We start from the raw sequence: 16,112 nt of genomic DNA, 5'->3' as shown, positions 1-16,112 counted from the left end.
AAATTAAATAAATAAAAAAAGAGATATGAGCAACAGAATATTATTAGTAGAAGACGACCAGAGTTTCGGAGCTGTATTGAAAGATTATCTTTCGATCAATAATTTTGAGGTAACTTTAGCGGTAGACGGTGAGCAGGGACTGAAGGAATTTACAGAAAACGAATTTGACATCTGTATATTTGACGTTATGATGCCAAAAAAAGACGGTTTTTCTCTTGCAGAAGACGTTAAAAAAATTGACAAAAACACTCCTATCATATTTCTTACAGCAAGAAATATGAGAGAAGATATATTAAAAGGATACCAGTTGGGTGCTGATGACTATATCACCAAGCCATTTGATACAGAACTGCTTCTTTACAAGATCAAAGCAATTCTTCAAAGAAGTTCTACCCTGGAAAATGAGGAACAGGAACAGTTTAAAATAAGCAACATTTTCTTTGACTCAATGTTAAGACAACTGAGAGTAGGTGATAACGATTACAAACTTTCCCCTAAAGAAAACGAACTTTTGAAATTGCTTTGTCTTCATAGAAATGATTTTATGCCGAGAGACCTCGCTTTGAGAAAAATCTGGAAAAAAGAAAATTATTTTACCGCCAGAAGTATGGACGTATATATCGCCAAATTAAGAAAATTACTGAAAGAAGATGACGGATTGGAAATCATCAACGTTCACGGAGAAGGTTTCAGACTTTTAGTTAAGAACTAAACTGAAGTCAACCCATCAATAATAAAGAAATTAGCAAAGCATTTGGAAATGTTTTGCTAATTTTGTTTTTGATCGGGAGTTTTGACATGAAACCATTTCATTAAAATTTTATCACTCCCAAAACAATACAGACTGTATATGAAGAATATATTTTTAGTAATAATTGTAGCCGGTGCATCAATTATTTCATGTAAGAAAGACGAAAGACCAACTTATATCAAAGAAGAGGCCGGAGTTCAGCAGCCTTATGCGGCAGTGGACAATACTCCGCAACCTTCATTACTTAATCAGGCAGGAATTCCTAATACTTCCTCTGTCGCTGTGGCACCTGGGATAAATCCCCCTCACGGACAACCCGGACACCGATGTGACATTCCTGTGGGACAGCCATTAAACGGCGGAGGTACACCGGCAGAGAACGCCAATGCAACCTCTCAAAACATTACCGTTAACGGAAACAATCCTGTTCAGATTGACCCGAATGCATCAGCTCCTCAAAAAATTATGATTGATCAAAACGGAAAACAGGTAAAAACAGCCCCGGGAATGAATCCTCCACACGGAGAACCCGGTCACCGATGTGATATTCCTGTAGGTCAGGCATTAAACAGCAAACCAACAGCTCAGACAACTCAGGTACAGGCCCCTCAGCCAATACCTGCTCCTCAGACAGTTGCAGCGAACACAGGACCTAAACCAAAACTGAACCCTGCTCACGGTCAGCCATGGCATGACTGTGCTAAAAAAGTAGGCGAAGCACTTTAATTTTTTTCGTAGTTTTGCATAGTGAAGTATACTCAGATTTTATTGATGATCATTTGTCTTGGAATTTTCTTAATTCCCAAAGACAACTTCTATGCTCAGGCTTCACAGGAGAACTGCTGTAAAAAAGATACTTCTGCCAAAAGCTGTTGTGAAAAAAGTCACAACAGCCCAAAAAAAGAAAATCAAAAATCATCCTGTCACGATGATTGCTGTACCTCATGTACAGCCTGTACCCTCTATATCGACAACATTGCTGACACATTTGTTTACGCAGAACATTCCGGGTTTGCTTCCAACCCTAATTTATCTTTTCAGTATTCAGACCCTTATTTTTCAGACCGTTTAAGAGACATTTGGCAACCGCCCAAACTAGGTTAGTACCCGTCAGTTATTCATTAAGAGTTTTAATGAATAATTATCTATGCCTGTACATACGCTGATATTTTACATCACCGGAGTGAAGTTGATTGCAGACTTTCTATCTTTTCAACTATTTACTAATCTAAATTTAAACGAATGAAATTATATATTCCCAAGGCATTCCTTGGCACATTCTTGTTATTATCACAGCTTATCTTTGCACAGAATTTTCACAAAAACCAGTTTCAGGTAAAGGGAAATTGTGAAATGTGTAAAGAACGGATCGAATCAACAGCACTGAAGGCCGGTGCTAAAGCTGCCCGGTATTCTGCAGATACCCAAACACTTACCCTGGAAACATCAGAAAACAGCTCTTCTGAAGATATTCTGAAGAAAATAGCTGAAGCAGGGCATGACAATGAGAAATTCAGAGCCCCTGATGAGACTTATGAAAAACTTCCGGGATGTTGTCATTATGAAAGAGAAAATCCGGAAAAAAAAATAACGGAAAAGCACGATCACAGCAAAGTTGAAAATGAATTTTTCGTCAAAGGAAACTGTGAGTCCTGCAAAGCCAGAATTGAAAAGGCTGCAAAATCAGCAGGAGCAAATTCCGCTGAATGGAATGCAGAAAAACAGACCGTTATTTTAGATTTTGATGTTTCAAAAACCTCTGCAGACCAGATCCTGAAAAAGATTGCTGACGCAGGTCATGATAACGAAAAGTATAAAACCACAGATGCTGTTTACAGTAAGCTGCCCGGATGTTGCCTGTATGACAGAGATACGCCTATGGGTTCGTTAAACTCTAATGTCCATGCAGATGAGAGCATCAGTCATAAAGAGGGAGACAGCGGTCAGCACTCCAATGGAGAAAAAGCGGAGAGCCATAATGAAAAAAACATTGAAGAGGTAAAGTTATCAGCTTCCAAAGCATCAACTTCTATCAATAAAAAAGAAGCCAGCCTGGTTTTCAATATCAGTTCAAAGGAATTATTAAAAGCAGCGTGCTGCAACCTGTCTGAAAGTTTTGAAACCAATGCCACCGTAGATGTATCATTCAGCAATGCAGTAACCGGAACCAAACAGCTTAAAATGCTGGGCCTGGATCAGAAATACACCAGCTTAACGAAAGAGCTCCTTCCTGAGATCAGAGGTCTGGCATCAGCTTATGGCTTAAATTTCATTCCCGGACGTTGGATAGAAAGCATTCAGCTGACCAAAGGAGGAAGCACTGTAACGAACGGATATGAAAGCATTACAGGACAAATCAACACAGAACTGATTAAAAATGCAGAAAAATCTGAAACGTCCCTGAATATATTCTCAGACTTTAATGGAAGAGCTGAGGCCAACATCACCCATGTGGAGACTATTAATGATCACTGGACCCAGACTTTTCTACTGCACGGGAACGGAACCTTCGGAAATACGGATATGAATGATGACGGCTTTCTTGACAGGCCTAAAGGCACCCAGTTGAATGCAGCGTATTTATTGAATTACAATGACCTGGAGAAATCAGGATTCGGTTCACATTTTGGGATTAATTTCGTAAAAGATGAAAGAACTGCAGGGCAGACTGATTTTGATAAAAAAATGGCTCAGGATAAGCAAACAGCCTATGGAGTAGGAATCGACATATCCAGGTTTCAGGTATGGAACAAAACAGGATATGTTTTCAAAGGAAAGCCATATCAAAGCTTAGGATGGATGAACCAGTATGTATATCATCAACAGGACAGCTTCTTTGGAAGGAGAAATTATTCAGGGCAGCAACATACATATTATTCAAATTTGATATTTGAAAGCATTATCGGAAACACCAATCATAAGTATAAAACAGGAGCAAGTTTCATGTACGATTCTTACAGTGAAAATTATCTGGTCGATCATTTCAGAAGAAATGAAGTAGTTCCGGGAATTTTTGCTGAATATACTTTAACGGGCTTAAAATATACTTTAGTTGCAGGCGCCAGAGCAGATTTCCATAACCTTGCTGGGACTCAGTTTACTCCGAGATTAAATTTCAAGTATGATTTTACTCCACAGACGATCCTAAGGCTTTCTGCAGGGAGAGGATTCCGAACAGCATCTGTTTTTGCAGAAAACCAGCAGTATTTCGCATCCAACCGAACGGTACAGATCCTTCAGAATGGCGGAAATATTTATGGACTGAAGCCCGAAATCGCATGGAATTACGGAGCGAGCTTACAACAGGAATTCAAACTTTTCGGAAGAAAATCTACCGTGATGGCAGATTTTTTCAGAACAAATTTTCAGGATCAGGTTTTGGCGGATCTGGACCGGTCACCTCAGCAGCTGACTTTCTACAATTTAGAAGGGAAATCTTTTGCCAACTCTTTTCAGACCCAGTGGGACTTTATACCTTTCAAAAATTTTGAAGTGAGACTGGCGTACAAATATTATGATGTACAGGCAGACTACTTGGATGGCAGAAGAGAAATTCCCTTCATGGCAAAGCACAGAGGTTTTCTGAATCTGGCGTATGCAACCAATAAAAATACAAAAGGTGGATTCTGGAGTTTTGATACGACCCTGAATGTTGTAGGAAAACAGAGACTTCCAAATACGGCAGGTAATCCAACTCAGTTTCAAATACCTGAATATTCGGAATCCTATGCTATTGTCAATGCCCAGATTTCAAGAAATTTCAACCAGAAAATAAGAGCTTATCTCGGTGGTGAAAACCTGACTTCTTATTATCAGAAAAACGCAATCGTCGATTTTAAAAATCCTTTCGGGAATTATTTTGATGGCGGAATGGTGTATGCACCGATTATGAAAGCGAATTTTTATGTTGGGCTGGATATAAGTTTTTAAACGGGTAGGCAGTTAAAAATCTAAGTTTGCAGGTATAGCTTTCAAATTATGATTTTTCATCAAAAATGTTCATTTGTTTTACCGGAAAAAATCAGACGTATTATCCTTAATTTAATTATTACGGCATGCATTTCGTATTTTAATCCTGACAATTATGAATGGTGATATTGCACTATATGAAATCGCCTTATTATCTTTAATAAACAGGCAGATGAATCAATTTAAACATTAAATAAATATTTTATATGAAACGTAACGCAACAGCCGTATGGAACGGTACCGTAAAAGAAGGTAAAGGTCATTTAACGACTCAGAGTACAACACTTAACCAAACTCAGTATTCTTTCAGCAGCCGTTTTGAAGAGGGTGTAGGAACAAATCCTGAGGAATTACTGGCAGCAGCACACGCAGGATGTTTTACTATGAAACTGAGTGCTGAACTTTCCCAAGCCGGTTTTACCCCTGAAGAACTGACTACAAAATCGGTAATCACTTTGGACCCTGAAGCAGGTAAAATCACGAAATCAGAATTGACCCTGACAGCAAAAGTTCCGGGAATTTCCGAAGAGGATTTTCAGAAATATGCTAAAATTGCAGAGGAAGGATGCCCGGTAAGTGCAGCTTTCAATTTTGAAATTACTTTGAATGCTACTTTAGCGTAAGTAAATATTAAAACTTCAACCAATAAAATTTTATTGGTTGAAGTTTTTTATGATATCAATTATTTCTCTAGTTTTTTAATTCCCATTTCATAAAGAGCAAAAGAAATGAGATCTGCATTTTCACTGATTACCTGATCGGTTGCTCTACCTGCTCCATGACCCGCATTTTTCTCGATTCTCAGCAAAATTGGGTTTGCACATTTCTGCTTTTCCTGCAGTTCAGCACCAAATTTAAAAGAATGTGCCGGCACTACCCTGTCATCATGGTCACTTGTAATAATCATGGTTGACGGATAACAGGTTCCTGCTTTTACATTATGAACCGGAGAATATGATTTTAAATATTCAAACATTTCTTTATTGTCTTCAGCGGTTCCGTAATCATAAGACCAACCTGCACCTGCAGTAAATTTATTATACCTCAGCATATCCAGCACTCCAACTCCCGGAAAAGCTACTTTCGCTAAATCAGGACGCATTGTCATTGTTGCACCTACCAGCAGTCCACCATTTGATCTGCCTGAAAGCGCCATATATTCTTTTGAAGTATAGCCTTTACTCTGAAGATATTCTCCGGCAGCAATGAAGTCATCAAATACATTTTTCTTCTGTTGTTTGGTTCCTGCATCATGCCATTTTTTCCCGTACTCACCGCCTCCGCGGATATTCGGTACTGCATAAATCCCTCCGTTTTCCATCCAGATGGCATTGACTACTGAGAATGACGGCTGTAAACTGATATTGAAACCTCCGTAAGAATAAAGGATGGTTGGGTTTTTGCCATCAAGCTTCGTCCCTTTTTTGTAGTTGATCATCATCGGAATTTTGGTTCCGTCTTTTGAAGTATAAAAAACCTGTTCGGAAACATAATCTTCAGGATTGAATTTCACTTTCGGCTTCTGATAAATTTCAGATTTACCGGTATCCGCATTGAATTTATATGTTGTTCCCGGGGTAATATAATTGCTGAAGGAATAATACAGTTCTTTCTCTTTTTTCTTTCCTCCGAAACCTCCTACATTTCCTTTTCCGGGAAGCGTGATTTCCCTGATCAGTTTTCCGGTTTTGTCAAACTGTTTTATCTGATCAATGGCATCAACCATATAAGTGGCAAAAAAATAACCTCCACCACCGGAAACTCCCAATACATTTTCTGTTTCAGGAATCACATCCTTCCATGTTTCGGGAGATGGATTTTGGATGCTTGTTTTTACCAGGCGCATATTCGGAGCATCTTTATCCGTAAATATGAAAAGATCATCTCCGTCCGTATCTACAATATTGACATTGATATCAAAGCCTTTGTTGATCTGAACGAAATCACCTCCTTTTTTTAAGTCTTTTATGTACAGTTCATTTCCATTGGTTGCATTGGCTGCGGAAATGATCAGGTATCTCTGGTCTTCAGAAACACCGGCGCCCAGATACCTTCTCGGTGTTTTATCGCCTCCGAAAATAAGTTGATCTGCCGATTGTTTTGTCCCTAATTTATGATAGAAAACCTTGTGCTTATCGGTCATTCCTGAAAGTACAGTTCCCTCTTTAGGTTTGTCGTAACTGGAATAATAAAACCCTTCATCACCCAACCAGGAGATTCCGCTGAATTTCACATCGACAATTGTTTCGTCGATTTGCTTTTTGGTGATTGCATCAATAATGATGATCTTATTCCAGTCGCTGCCACCTTCTGAAATGGCATAGGCTGCCAGATTTCCTTTTTTATTGAAAGACAGGCTTGAAAGAGAAGTTGTCCCTTTCTCTGAAAATTTATTCGGATCCAAAAAGACTTCTGTAGCTTTTGTCTTATTATCGGTTCTGTATAAAACTGACTGTGCCTGAAGTCCGTTATTTTTATAGTAATAAGTGTAATCACCTTCTTTGAAAGGTGCTCCGATTTTCTCGTAATTCCAGATATCAGTAAGCTGAGTTCTGATCTGCTCTCTGAAAGGAATTTTTGAAAGGTAATTCTGGCTGTATGCAACTTCTTCGTCAACCCATTTTTTAGTCGGTTCAGAGTCGTTTTCCAAATCTCTGTACGGATCTGAAACGGCAGTCCCGAAGTAGGTATCGGTTTGAGTTACTTTTATCGCTTTAGGATAATTCATTTTCTGAGAATAAAAAGTGGCCGAAAAAAGTACTCCAGCCGTTAATAAAAATGGTTTAAAATTCATTGTGAAGGGTTTTCTCAAAAATACGTAAAGTTGTGGAAATAAAAAAAGCTTCAGTAAGCTGAAACTTTTATCAGACAGTTAAATAAATGATTGTAGATCTGTAATTTCAGATGAAATTATAATCAGATGCCCATCCAGATTGTTTTTTCATCACCGATATTTGATGCCCATTCAGTTTCTCATTATAATTTCATCAGCTACATTAGAAAAAATTATTTTACCCGTAATTAATATTTATTTCAAATATTATAAAAAAACAAAAAAAAGCTCCCGATTTCTCAGAAGCCTCATTTATTTTTTAAGAAAAAAATTAGTAGTTTTCTTCTTCTCCTTTCATTTTTTCTGCATTTTCTGCCATGATTACAGCATCGATCATATCAGAAATATCACCATTCATGTATGCATCAAGGTTGTACATTGATTTGTTGATTCTATGATCAGTTACCCTCCCCTGCGGATAGTTGTACGTTTTGATCTTCGCTGAACGGTCACCGGTCGAAACCATTGATTTACGCTGTGCAGCAATATCCCCGACAGATTTCTGAACTTCAATATCATACAATTTGGTACGAAGCATTTCCATGGCAAGTTCCCTGTTGGCAAGCTGAGAACGTGCCTGCTGACAAACCACCACCATTCCCGAAGGTTTGTGGGTTAACTGCACTTTGGTTTCTACCTTGTTTACGTTCTGTCCTCCCGCTCCACCGGAACGTGAGGTCTGCATCTCGATGTCTGCCGGATTTAATTCGAAATCGATTTCTTCAGCTTCGGGTAAAACTGCAACTGTAATGGCAGAGGTATGTACTCTACCCTGAGATTCTGTTTCCGGAACTCTCTGTACCCGGTGAACCCCGGATTCAAACTTCATAATTCCGTACACGCCGTCACCTTCTATCTTGATGATTAATTCTTTATAACCCTTTGTTGCTTCACTTGAATCCGTGATTTCATGCTTCCATCCCTTGGTCTTAAAATACATTGCGTATGCCCTGTACACATCTTCAACAAAAATAGCCGCTTCATCTCCACCGGTTCCGGCACGGAGCTCTACAATAACGTTTTTATCATCGGTTGGATCTTTAGGAATCAAAAGGACTTTTAATTCTTCTTCCAAACCGGGAAGTTTTCCCTGGGCCTCTACTTTTTCTTCTTTAGCCATATCCACAAGATCCCGGTCTGAACCATCTGCAATGATTTCCTCAGATTCTGCAATATTGTCCAAAGCACCTTTATATTGATTGTAGACATGTACAATTTTTCCTAAATCGCTGTATTCTTTGTTTAAGGAAGAATATTTTTTCTGATCCGAAATTACGTCCGGCTGTATAATAAGGTCTGCTACCTCATTATATCTTTGTTTGATCGCTTCTAATTTTGGGATTAATGATTTAGACATTGTTGAAAATTTTGTGGATGCAAAGATAAGAATTATTAATTCAAAATTCAATAACCATTTGATTAGCTATCCGTTTGTATCATTTCTGATTTTACCAGAAATTCATATCTCGATTCCTGTTGTTGAAACGATGATACGACGTATTAGTAAAACTGAATTGGATTGTATTTAAGATGCGTTTTTTGTAAGTCGTTTGTCTATAAAATACAGAATAAGTCCTACGGCTATAATACCTAAACCAATCATGCTTTCCTTTGGATTGTTGATGAGCGTAAAATACAGAATGTATATACTGAACAGGAGGAAAACTGTTGGGAAAATATAAAATAAGTCAGATTTAAATATTTTCCGCTGATGTTTTTTAAGAAAGAATACAGTCGATATAGCCAAGGTCGCAAACAGCTGAAGGATAAAGGCAGTGTACACAAAAATCTCTTTAAAACTTCCGGTCAGTATAATTAAGGTTGCAATGACCACATGAGCGAAAACAGCTCTAACAGGAATACCTTTCTGATTATTACCGGATAACAGTTTCCATAAATGATTTTCTTTGGCAAAAGCCTGAGTAAGTCTCGATCCTACCCACAAATAACCGCTGATTGTAGCAACAAGCTGCAAAGCAATAAAAACTGTAACCAGCTTCCCAAAAGAAATCCCCAGCAGATTATCAGCCACTTCCCTCATCACATCTTCTTTTCCTGCCAGCTGATGCACCGGTGCGTGCTTCAGCATAATATAGTTGATCAGAATGTAGCATAACATCACAAACACAGTTCCTGCAATCAGAGATTTAGGCAGGTTTTTCTCAACGTCTTTAATTTCACCGGCTATGTAAGAGGCCGAATTCCAGCCTGTGTACGAATAGGTAACAAACACTAAAGAGGTAGCAAATGCCGAAAGCATTATCTCATTTTCCCATGAGTTGCTGAAATTGAGACTGTTCCCCATTTCAACAGGCTCAGAAAGCAGTACACCTGCAATAATCAGAAGCACAATAAAACCGACCTTGATTAAGGTAAAGAAATTATGAAAACGGCTTGAAGCTTTCAGGCTGAAAGACAAAAAGACCGCAACGAAAAATATAACAGCAATAGCAAAGGGTGTCCCGAGGTTAAAATCAAAGACTGAAAGGTATTTTGACATGGCCAGAGCTGCCAACGCAACCGGTGCTGAGAATCCGATTATTAATGAAATCCAGCTTACCAGATATCCCAGTACCGGATGATAGGTTTTGCTGAGATAAATATAATCTCCACCATTCCCTTTGAAATATACACCTAATTCAGCATAACAAAATGCGCCAAACAGAGCTAAAATCCCACCAATGCCCCAAAGTAAAAATATACTGTAGGTATTGGTGATATCAACCAGCTGAAAACCCAGGGTTGTGAAAATTCCTGTTCCAATCATGTTTGAAACAACAATAGCTACGGCGGTTTTCCAACCAACCTGATGTGAGGATGCATTCATTATAAAGACTTTAAGACTAAAAAATCATCAATTAGTACATCCGTTATGATCATTCTGTAATTTATATTTTTGTTCATTAAAACGTAAAATTTACTCTTCCGAAAAAGTAACTCCCTAAAGTTCCCATCTGCACAGGAGCATATTTAAAAACTCCGTAATACGAATTTTCATAGATCTGAAGATCAGGAAATACATCAAACAGATTATTGGCACCCACAGTGAGATTGATATTTTTTGTAATATCATATCCCACACTGATATCAGTAACAATTTTAGGCGAAAACTCCTGAATGCCACCAAAAGGATACCCGTCTCTGATTACCTGACCAAAATAAGTATTTCTTACCAAAAAATTAAATTGACCAATATTGTAATTCAATCCCAGTGTAGCTTTTGTTTTAGGTGACAGTGTTTCGATGATGTTTACCTGATCAGGACCAAAAAATTCATTCTGAGGAGTTCCCAGATTCTGAGGAAAATGAAAATCTGTGATTTTTGTTTCGGTATAATTTCCTGCCAAATTGATGTTCAGGTTACCACCTCCCAATTTCCAGTCATAGGTCACCACCAGATCTACTCCTTTGGTTTGTGTATCAACCGCATTGGCAAAAAACCTTCCGCTCTCAACACCATACTCGGTGAGTCGCGGATCAGTTATATTACTCGTAATCACAATTCTGTCTTTCACTTTTATAAGATATCCGTCCAAAGTGATGAAAAGCCTGCTGGCAGGTTTTAAAGTAAATCCAACACTTCCGTTGAGTGATGTTTCCTGTTTCAGCTGATCAAATCCGAGGGCTTTTGCAGCGGCACTTTGGTTGCTGAAAATCCCTTTTGTTACAATCCCTGATCCTGAAGTAGAAATATCAGCATACGAATTATTAAAATACTGCTGCTGCAGAGAAGGCGCTCTGAATCCCGTTCCTACGGCTCCCCGTATCGCATAATTTTTGACAAATTCATATCTCACTGCCAGTTTACCATTCAAAGTACTTCCAAAATCGGAATAATTTTCAAATCTGGCAGCAGCATCAATGTTCAGTTTTTTATCCAGATCATAAGATACATCCGCATATACAGCACTTGAGTTTCTAGATTTTTTTAAAGCATTCAGAGGTGAAAAACCAATAAAAGACTGCGACCCTCCCGCTCCTGAAACCGCTGAACCTTCTGTTGCAACATTTCCATTGATATCATATTGAGTATAAGATGCCTCATCGCCTGCCCTGATCTGATATTCTTCAAATCTGAATTCTCCACCAAATGCAATATTAAAATTGTTTAAACTTTTGGCAACATCCAGATTGACTGTATTCTGAAGGAAGCTGTGAGCCCCTGCATAGAACTCCGTTGGCGAATTTATACCTAGGGAAGCATTATTGGTATTACTGACATTATAATTAAAACTGTTACTGCCAAAGGTATTGCTCAAATCAATTAACCAGTTATCAGCATTATATTTCGTTCCGACTGCATAGGAGATATCATAGACCTCAGAGCCTAAAGAAGCCTGAAAACCATTGGGATAAAGAGACGAAACTACATTAGATGTTTCACTTGGAAGCCTTCTGAAACCATATCCCTGACCCTCTTTTATGCTGAATCCCCCGAATGTATATAATTTAAAACTGTTGTTCAGCGGATATTCTGCATTGAAGAATAACTGTGCCTGTCTGATCTGCGCATCTCCGATCTGGAAATTAAAATCATCCCGGCTAAGACCTCTCTGACTGATGACAGCATTATCTGCGGCTCTTGCTGCTTCCGGATCGTCTGCAAAAGCATAAGCAAAATTACCTCCGAAAATATCCAAATCATGATTTTGGGTCCTTGTGGTTTTCCCCCGATGATTCAATTGCAGGGATAAATTAATATAACTGTCCTTCTTTCCTAAAGAACTGCCGTAATTTACTCCTGCCTGGTAGGTTTCACCATCATTTCTACCTGTAATTCCATACGTGGCACTCGCTGAAGCTCCGATATCTTTTTTAAGGATGATATTGATAACCCCGGCTATTGCATCAGATCCGTACTGCGCCGCAGCGCCATCGCGGAGAACTTCAATCCGGTCAATAGCAATAACCGGAATCGTTCCCAGATCTGTTCCCACGGAACCATTTCCCACTGTATTCTGATAGTTGACAAGTGAAGTCGTGTGTCTTCTTTTTCCATTGACCAGCACCAAAACCTGATCCGGACCCATTCCCCTTAATGAGACAGGATCTATATGCTCCGTTCCGTCAGAAGAAGACTGCCTCACTGCATTAAAAGATGGAATGACATAATTTAAAAGATCCTGAACATTGGTTTGAGGTGCAGATTTCTGAATTTTATCAATATTAATCACATCCACAGGAACAGGCGTATCAATTTTTGTCCTTTTAGCATTCCGGTTACCTACGATGATCACATCTTCGATCTGTTTTTCTTTTTCCACTTCCTGTGCAGATAACATCACTGTTCCAAGCATCAATACAGAAATGCTGATTTTTTTCATTGTCCTTTATAAATTTAAATAGATAATTACGGAAAAATCCGTCAATTGACTGTCAAGAAATGGAATACTACAAAAATATTGACATCAGTTATCTTCCCCCATTCGGGTTGGAATTAGCACCTTTGCAAATTAGAGATATGCAGGTTGCTAAGGTTTCACAGGGCCAAATCCCTCCACCTTTCTCGATAAGTCTATTGCAAAGGTAGACTTATTTTCGATAATATCAAAAAGAGTTTAGAAGTGTCTTAATTTTATGCCTGAGAAAATGAAAAGAGAGACCGCTTATCGCAATCTCTCTTCTTAACATCTTTTACTGTTGGTTTTATTTAACAATCATCTTTTGAATAGCAACACCGGTATCCGATTTTAAATGAACCAAATACATTCCGGCAGGGTAATGGGCATTTACCTCTAAAGTTCCGTTTTCATTTTTAAGTTTAAAGACGTCCATTTTTTTGCCGTTCATATCATAAATAATGATCTCCCCGTTTTTAGCTTTATGATAGATTAATTTTACCATAGGATCTTTGACAGGATTATCTGCAATCTGAAGTGATAATTTATTGGCCGCATTCTCATCAATTACTGACAAACTACCCACATAGTTTCCAAAAATCCTGAATTCACCCGGCTGCAGCGTAATAGGTGCTGTCGTAGAAGCCACACTTAAAATTGTATTATCCATTAAATTCTGCCATTGCCCTGTATAAGGGAAATAGGGAACAACATTTTTTGCCGAAGTATTGTAATTGGCCAGCACCACAACATTCTTAATCCCGGCGGTTAAAAGATTATCATATACATAGATTCTCGTAATCAGGCCATCAGGATCGTTTGTCAGATTATTCGACTCCACCGTGTAGGTTTTTGATTTAAAAACCGGATGTGCATTTCTGATATTGATAATCTGTGCCCAGGTATTATAAATCGCTTTTCTGTTGGTATTGGAATCATACCCCAATGTAAAGGCAACAGGCTTTTCATCTGTTCTGCATCCGTTATTAATCGTTCCGTCCGGACATCTGTTGATGCTGAATTCATATCCTAATTCTCCGAACTGCCAGATCATTTTAGGACCGGGAACCGTAAAAAATGTTGCTCCGAAAGTTTTCATTCTTTCCAAGGCTGTATTTAAATTAGTCACCTGATAAGTTCCGTTTACAGCACCATAGACCAAATTTTTAAACATCAGCCTTTCTTCATCATGGCTTTCTCCAAAACCGACACCATGCATCTTGTTAAAGCCATGGAGTTCATGGTCCATCCGGTCAAAATTGCTGTTTTCTTTATACCCCATTGTATTTTGGTTATAGGGTCCGTTCTGATTATTCCAAAGCAGTACCCCTTTTCCTTCCGCTACTCTGTAATTGGCCCACTGCTGTTCTTCCGCATCCGTTCCCAGATGCTCAAAAATCATATAAGAATTGGGATCCAGGGCCCACTGTCTGTCTGCATAATATTTTAACACGTCCACTCTGTCCTGTTGATAGGCATTGGTACAGGCTTCATCAAATTCTGAACAGTTTTGGGTAAATCCTTTTGTCAGATCCCAGCGGAATCCGTCAATTTTATATTCGCCAAGCCATTGCTGCAGACTTCTTTCAACATAATACTTTGTGGCTGCACTTGAATGGTTGAAATCATTAAAAACATTATAGGAATGCTTCGGAACGGTATTGAAATAAGGATTGTTTGCTGCTACATCTCCGTATCCGTCTCCGTCAGGATCTACATTCCACAGCCTTACCAGAGGAGATCTTCCGGTAGCGTGGTTGAATGCCACATCCAAAATCACTGCAATGCCGTTTTGATGGCACATATCTATAAATTCTTTGAATTTTTCAGGAGTTCCGTATGCCTTATCCAGTGCATAATGGAATGAAGTATTGTATCCCCAGGAAAGATTGCCCTCAAATTCCATCACAGGCATTAATTCAACTGCATTGATTTTTAAACCTTTGAGATAATTGATTTTATTGATCAGGGACTGCCAGTTTTTTTCCTGAGTAAAGTCTCTCAATAACAGTTCATAAACAATCAGATCTTCTTTATTGGGTCTCTGGAAGTTGGTCACCTGCCAATTGTAAGGAGTCTGTCCCGTCTTAAACATAGAAACTTCAAAGCCCTGCCCTGCAGGAAATGCAGGTAATCCCGGATAGGTAGATGCTGAAATATACTGGTCATCATAAGACGATAAAATCTGCGGCGAATAAGGATCGGCAACCTTTTTTAGATCGTTTGTTCTGTACTGGAAGGTGTATAATTGTGCCGGAGTGATCCCATTCAGCTCTATCCAGTACAGATCCGGGTTCGTGGTGTCCCGTTTCATTAAATAAGTATCGTCAACTGCCCAGTTATTAAAGCTGCCAATAACATGAACGAAATTTTTAAACGGAGCATATAAAGCAAGTCCGACTTTAGTAGCGTCAGCGGGATTGTAATTGATTCCCTGCCTGATCCATGTAGGGATAGCCTGCGAAATTACGGTTCTGGGAACCTGCAGAATAAAACCTGCGCTTTTGGTCACCGAATTGGCATCTGTAGCAATCAGTTCCATATTGGCATCTGCTGTTACCGTATAATTGTAGGTATAAGAAGTTGCGGGTGTAGAAGTTGAATGTACAACAGTTCCATTAGCCTTCAACTGAAAGGTAGCACTGACACTTGTATTTGCAGTTACAGCAATAGAATTTCCGGCAGGAACAGACGTCAGGCTGTTGGCTGCAGGATTGGTTAAATTTAAGTTCAGTGTCCCTACATTAACAAAAATATCAGGTGACGTCTGACTGCTTCCTGTCTTGGTTTTTAATAAAAACCCAAATCTCCCGATTCCTGTTCTGTTATAAAATGTTGTTGGAGTAAATGTAAGTGAATAGGTATCGGTTACAGTATTGTAAGCAAGCTTATTGAGTTCGTTAGAATTATTCCAGCTTCCGTTGGTAGGACAGTCCTGGCTGTTAGCATAGTTCAAATCCAGTGACCAGGACCAAATATAAATAGAATTGTTGGTAACTCCCCAGGCAGCTTCATCGATCTGGTTTCCCGGAACAGATAATGTAATCTGATCTGTTTCGTTAAAAGGGTTTGGATTTATTGTATAAGTTATCTGCCCAAATACGACACTTGTAATCAATAGACATATAAACAAATATAAATTTTTCATATTAATATATTTTTAATAAAAATAAAATAAATTAATTAGTTATATATTAAAATTTTAAAGTTTATGACTCCA

Annotated in this window: 10 protein-coding genes and 1 riboswitch; of the genes, 5 read left to right on the top strand and 5 right to left on the bottom strand. The window is 38.6% G+C overall.

Going from position 1 to position 16,112, the window contains the following annotated elements; genetic code table 11:
• Nucleotides 1–25 precede the first annotated feature (25 nt).
• The 5 genes from AC2A07_RS16365 (at nucleotide 26) to AC2A07_RS16345 (ending at nucleotide 5,343) form a co-directional block, all read left to right on the top strand.
• Nucleotides 26–712, top strand: coding sequence for a response regulator transcription factor (locus AC2A07_RS16365; RefSeq protein WP_314493838.1), 687 nt, complete (start codon nucleotides 26–28; stop codon nucleotides 710–712).
• A gap of 138 nt (nucleotides 713–850) precedes the next feature.
• Nucleotides 851–1,477 (top strand): hypothetical protein, encoded by a 627-nt coding sequence (locus AC2A07_RS16360; RefSeq protein ID WP_484051271.1) that lies wholly within the window; start codon nucleotides 851–853, stop codon nucleotides 1,475–1,477.
• Between the two features lie 45 nt (nucleotides 1,478–1,522).
• Nucleotides 1,523–1,855 (top strand): hypothetical protein, encoded by a 333-nt coding sequence (locus AC2A07_RS16355; protein ID WP_484051270.1) that lies wholly within the window; start codon nucleotides 1,523–1,525, stop codon nucleotides 1,853–1,855.
• 138 nt (nucleotides 1,856–1,993) lie between these two features.
• Nucleotides 1,994–4,681, top strand: a complete 2,688-nt coding sequence (locus AC2A07_RS16350; protein ID WP_484051269.1) for a TonB-dependent receptor domain-containing protein — start codon at nucleotides 1,994–1,996, stop codon at nucleotides 4,679–4,681.
• Nucleotides 4,682–4,926: 245 nt separating this feature from the next.
• Nucleotides 4,927–5,343, top strand: coding sequence for an OsmC family peroxiredoxin (locus tag AC2A07_RS16345; protein WP_314493845.1), 417 nt, complete (start codon nucleotides 4,927–4,929; stop codon nucleotides 5,341–5,343).
• 59 nt (nucleotides 5,344–5,402) lie between these two features.
• Here AC2A07_RS16345 and AC2A07_RS16340 read toward each other — a convergent pair whose 3' ends face one another.
• The 5 genes from AC2A07_RS16340 to AC2A07_RS16320 form a co-directional block, all read right to left on the bottom strand.
• The gene (locus AC2A07_RS16340; RefSeq protein WP_484051316.1) at nucleotides 5,403–7,448 is read right to left on the bottom strand and encodes a prolyl oligopeptidase family serine peptidase; all 2,046 of its coding nucleotides are present in this window, start codon (nucleotides 7,446–7,448) and stop codon (nucleotides 5,403–5,405) included.
• Between the two features lie 376 nt (nucleotides 7,449–7,824).
• Nucleotides 7,825–8,910 carry a peptide chain release factor 1 gene (gene prfA / locus AC2A07_RS16335; RefSeq protein WP_314493846.1) on the bottom strand — a complete coding sequence of 362 codons (1,086 nt, stop codon included), beginning with the start codon at nucleotides 8,908–8,910 and terminating at the stop codon, nucleotides 7,825–7,827.
• 168 nt (nucleotides 8,911–9,078) lie between these two features.
• Nucleotides 9,079–10,380 (bottom strand): APC family permease, encoded by a 1,302-nt coding sequence (locus AC2A07_RS16330; RefSeq protein ID WP_484051268.1) that lies wholly within the window; start codon nucleotides 10,378–10,380, stop codon nucleotides 9,079–9,081.
• 76 nt (nucleotides 10,381–10,456) lie between these two features.
• On the bottom strand, nucleotides 10,457–12,877 hold the full coding sequence (locus AC2A07_RS16325; RefSeq protein WP_484051267.1) for a TonB-dependent receptor plug domain-containing protein: 2,421 nt from the start codon (nucleotides 12,875–12,877) through the stop codon (nucleotides 10,457–10,459).
• 85 nt (nucleotides 12,878–12,962) lie between these two features.
• A riboswitch (SAM riboswitch) is annotated at nucleotides 12,963–13,069 on the bottom strand.
• Between the two features lie 130 nt (nucleotides 13,070–13,199).
• Nucleotides 13,200–16,040 (bottom strand): alpha-amylase family glycosyl hydrolase, encoded by a 2,841-nt coding sequence (locus tag AC2A07_RS16320; protein WP_484051266.1) that lies wholly within the window; start codon nucleotides 16,038–16,040, stop codon nucleotides 13,200–13,202.
• Nucleotides 16,041–16,112 lie beyond the last annotated feature (72 nt).

The sequence above is a fragment of the Chryseobacterium sp. HNCC26DJ238 genome (genome assembly GCF_057180465.1).
The sequence above is the reverse complement of the archived record's forward strand: the minus strand, read 5'-3'. Positions and strand labels throughout refer to the sequence as shown.

Bases quoted from the DNA above. Each gene is read 5' to 3' on its own strand.
- AC2A07_RS16365 (WP_314493838.1), top strand. From the start codon at position 26: ATGAGCAACAGAATATTATTAGTAGAAGACGACCAGAGTTTCGGAGCT.
- AC2A07_RS16360 (WP_484051271.1), top strand. From the start codon at position 851: ATGAAGAATATATTTTTAGTAATAATTGTAGCCGGTGCATCAATTATT.
- AC2A07_RS16355 (WP_484051270.1), top strand. From the start codon at position 1,523: ATGATCATTTGTCTTGGAATTTTCTTAATTCCCAAAGACAACTTCTAT.
- AC2A07_RS16350 (WP_484051269.1), top strand. From the start codon at position 1,994: ATGAAATTATATATTCCCAAGGCATTCCTTGGCACATTCTTGTTATTA.
- AC2A07_RS16345 (WP_314493845.1), top strand. From the start codon at position 4,927: ATGAAACGTAACGCAACAGCCGTATGGAACGGTACCGTAAAAGAAGGT.
- AC2A07_RS16340 (WP_484051316.1), bottom strand. From the start codon at position 7,448: ATGAATTATCCTAAAGCGATAAAAGTAACTCAAACCGATACCTACTTC.
- prfA (WP_314493846.1), bottom strand. From the start codon at position 8,910: ATGTCTAAATCATTAATCCCAAAATTAGAAGCGATCAAACAAAGATAT.
- AC2A07_RS16330 (WP_484051268.1), bottom strand. From the start codon at position 10,380: ATGAATGCATCCTCACATCAGGTTGGTTGGAAAACCGCCGTAGCTATT.
- AC2A07_RS16325 (WP_484051267.1), bottom strand. From the start codon at position 12,877: ATGAAAAAAATCAGCATTTCTGTATTGATGCTTGGAACAGTGATGTTA.
- AC2A07_RS16320 (WP_484051266.1), bottom strand. From the start codon at position 16,040: ATGAAAAATTTATATTTGTTTATATGTCTATTGATTACAAGTGTCGTA.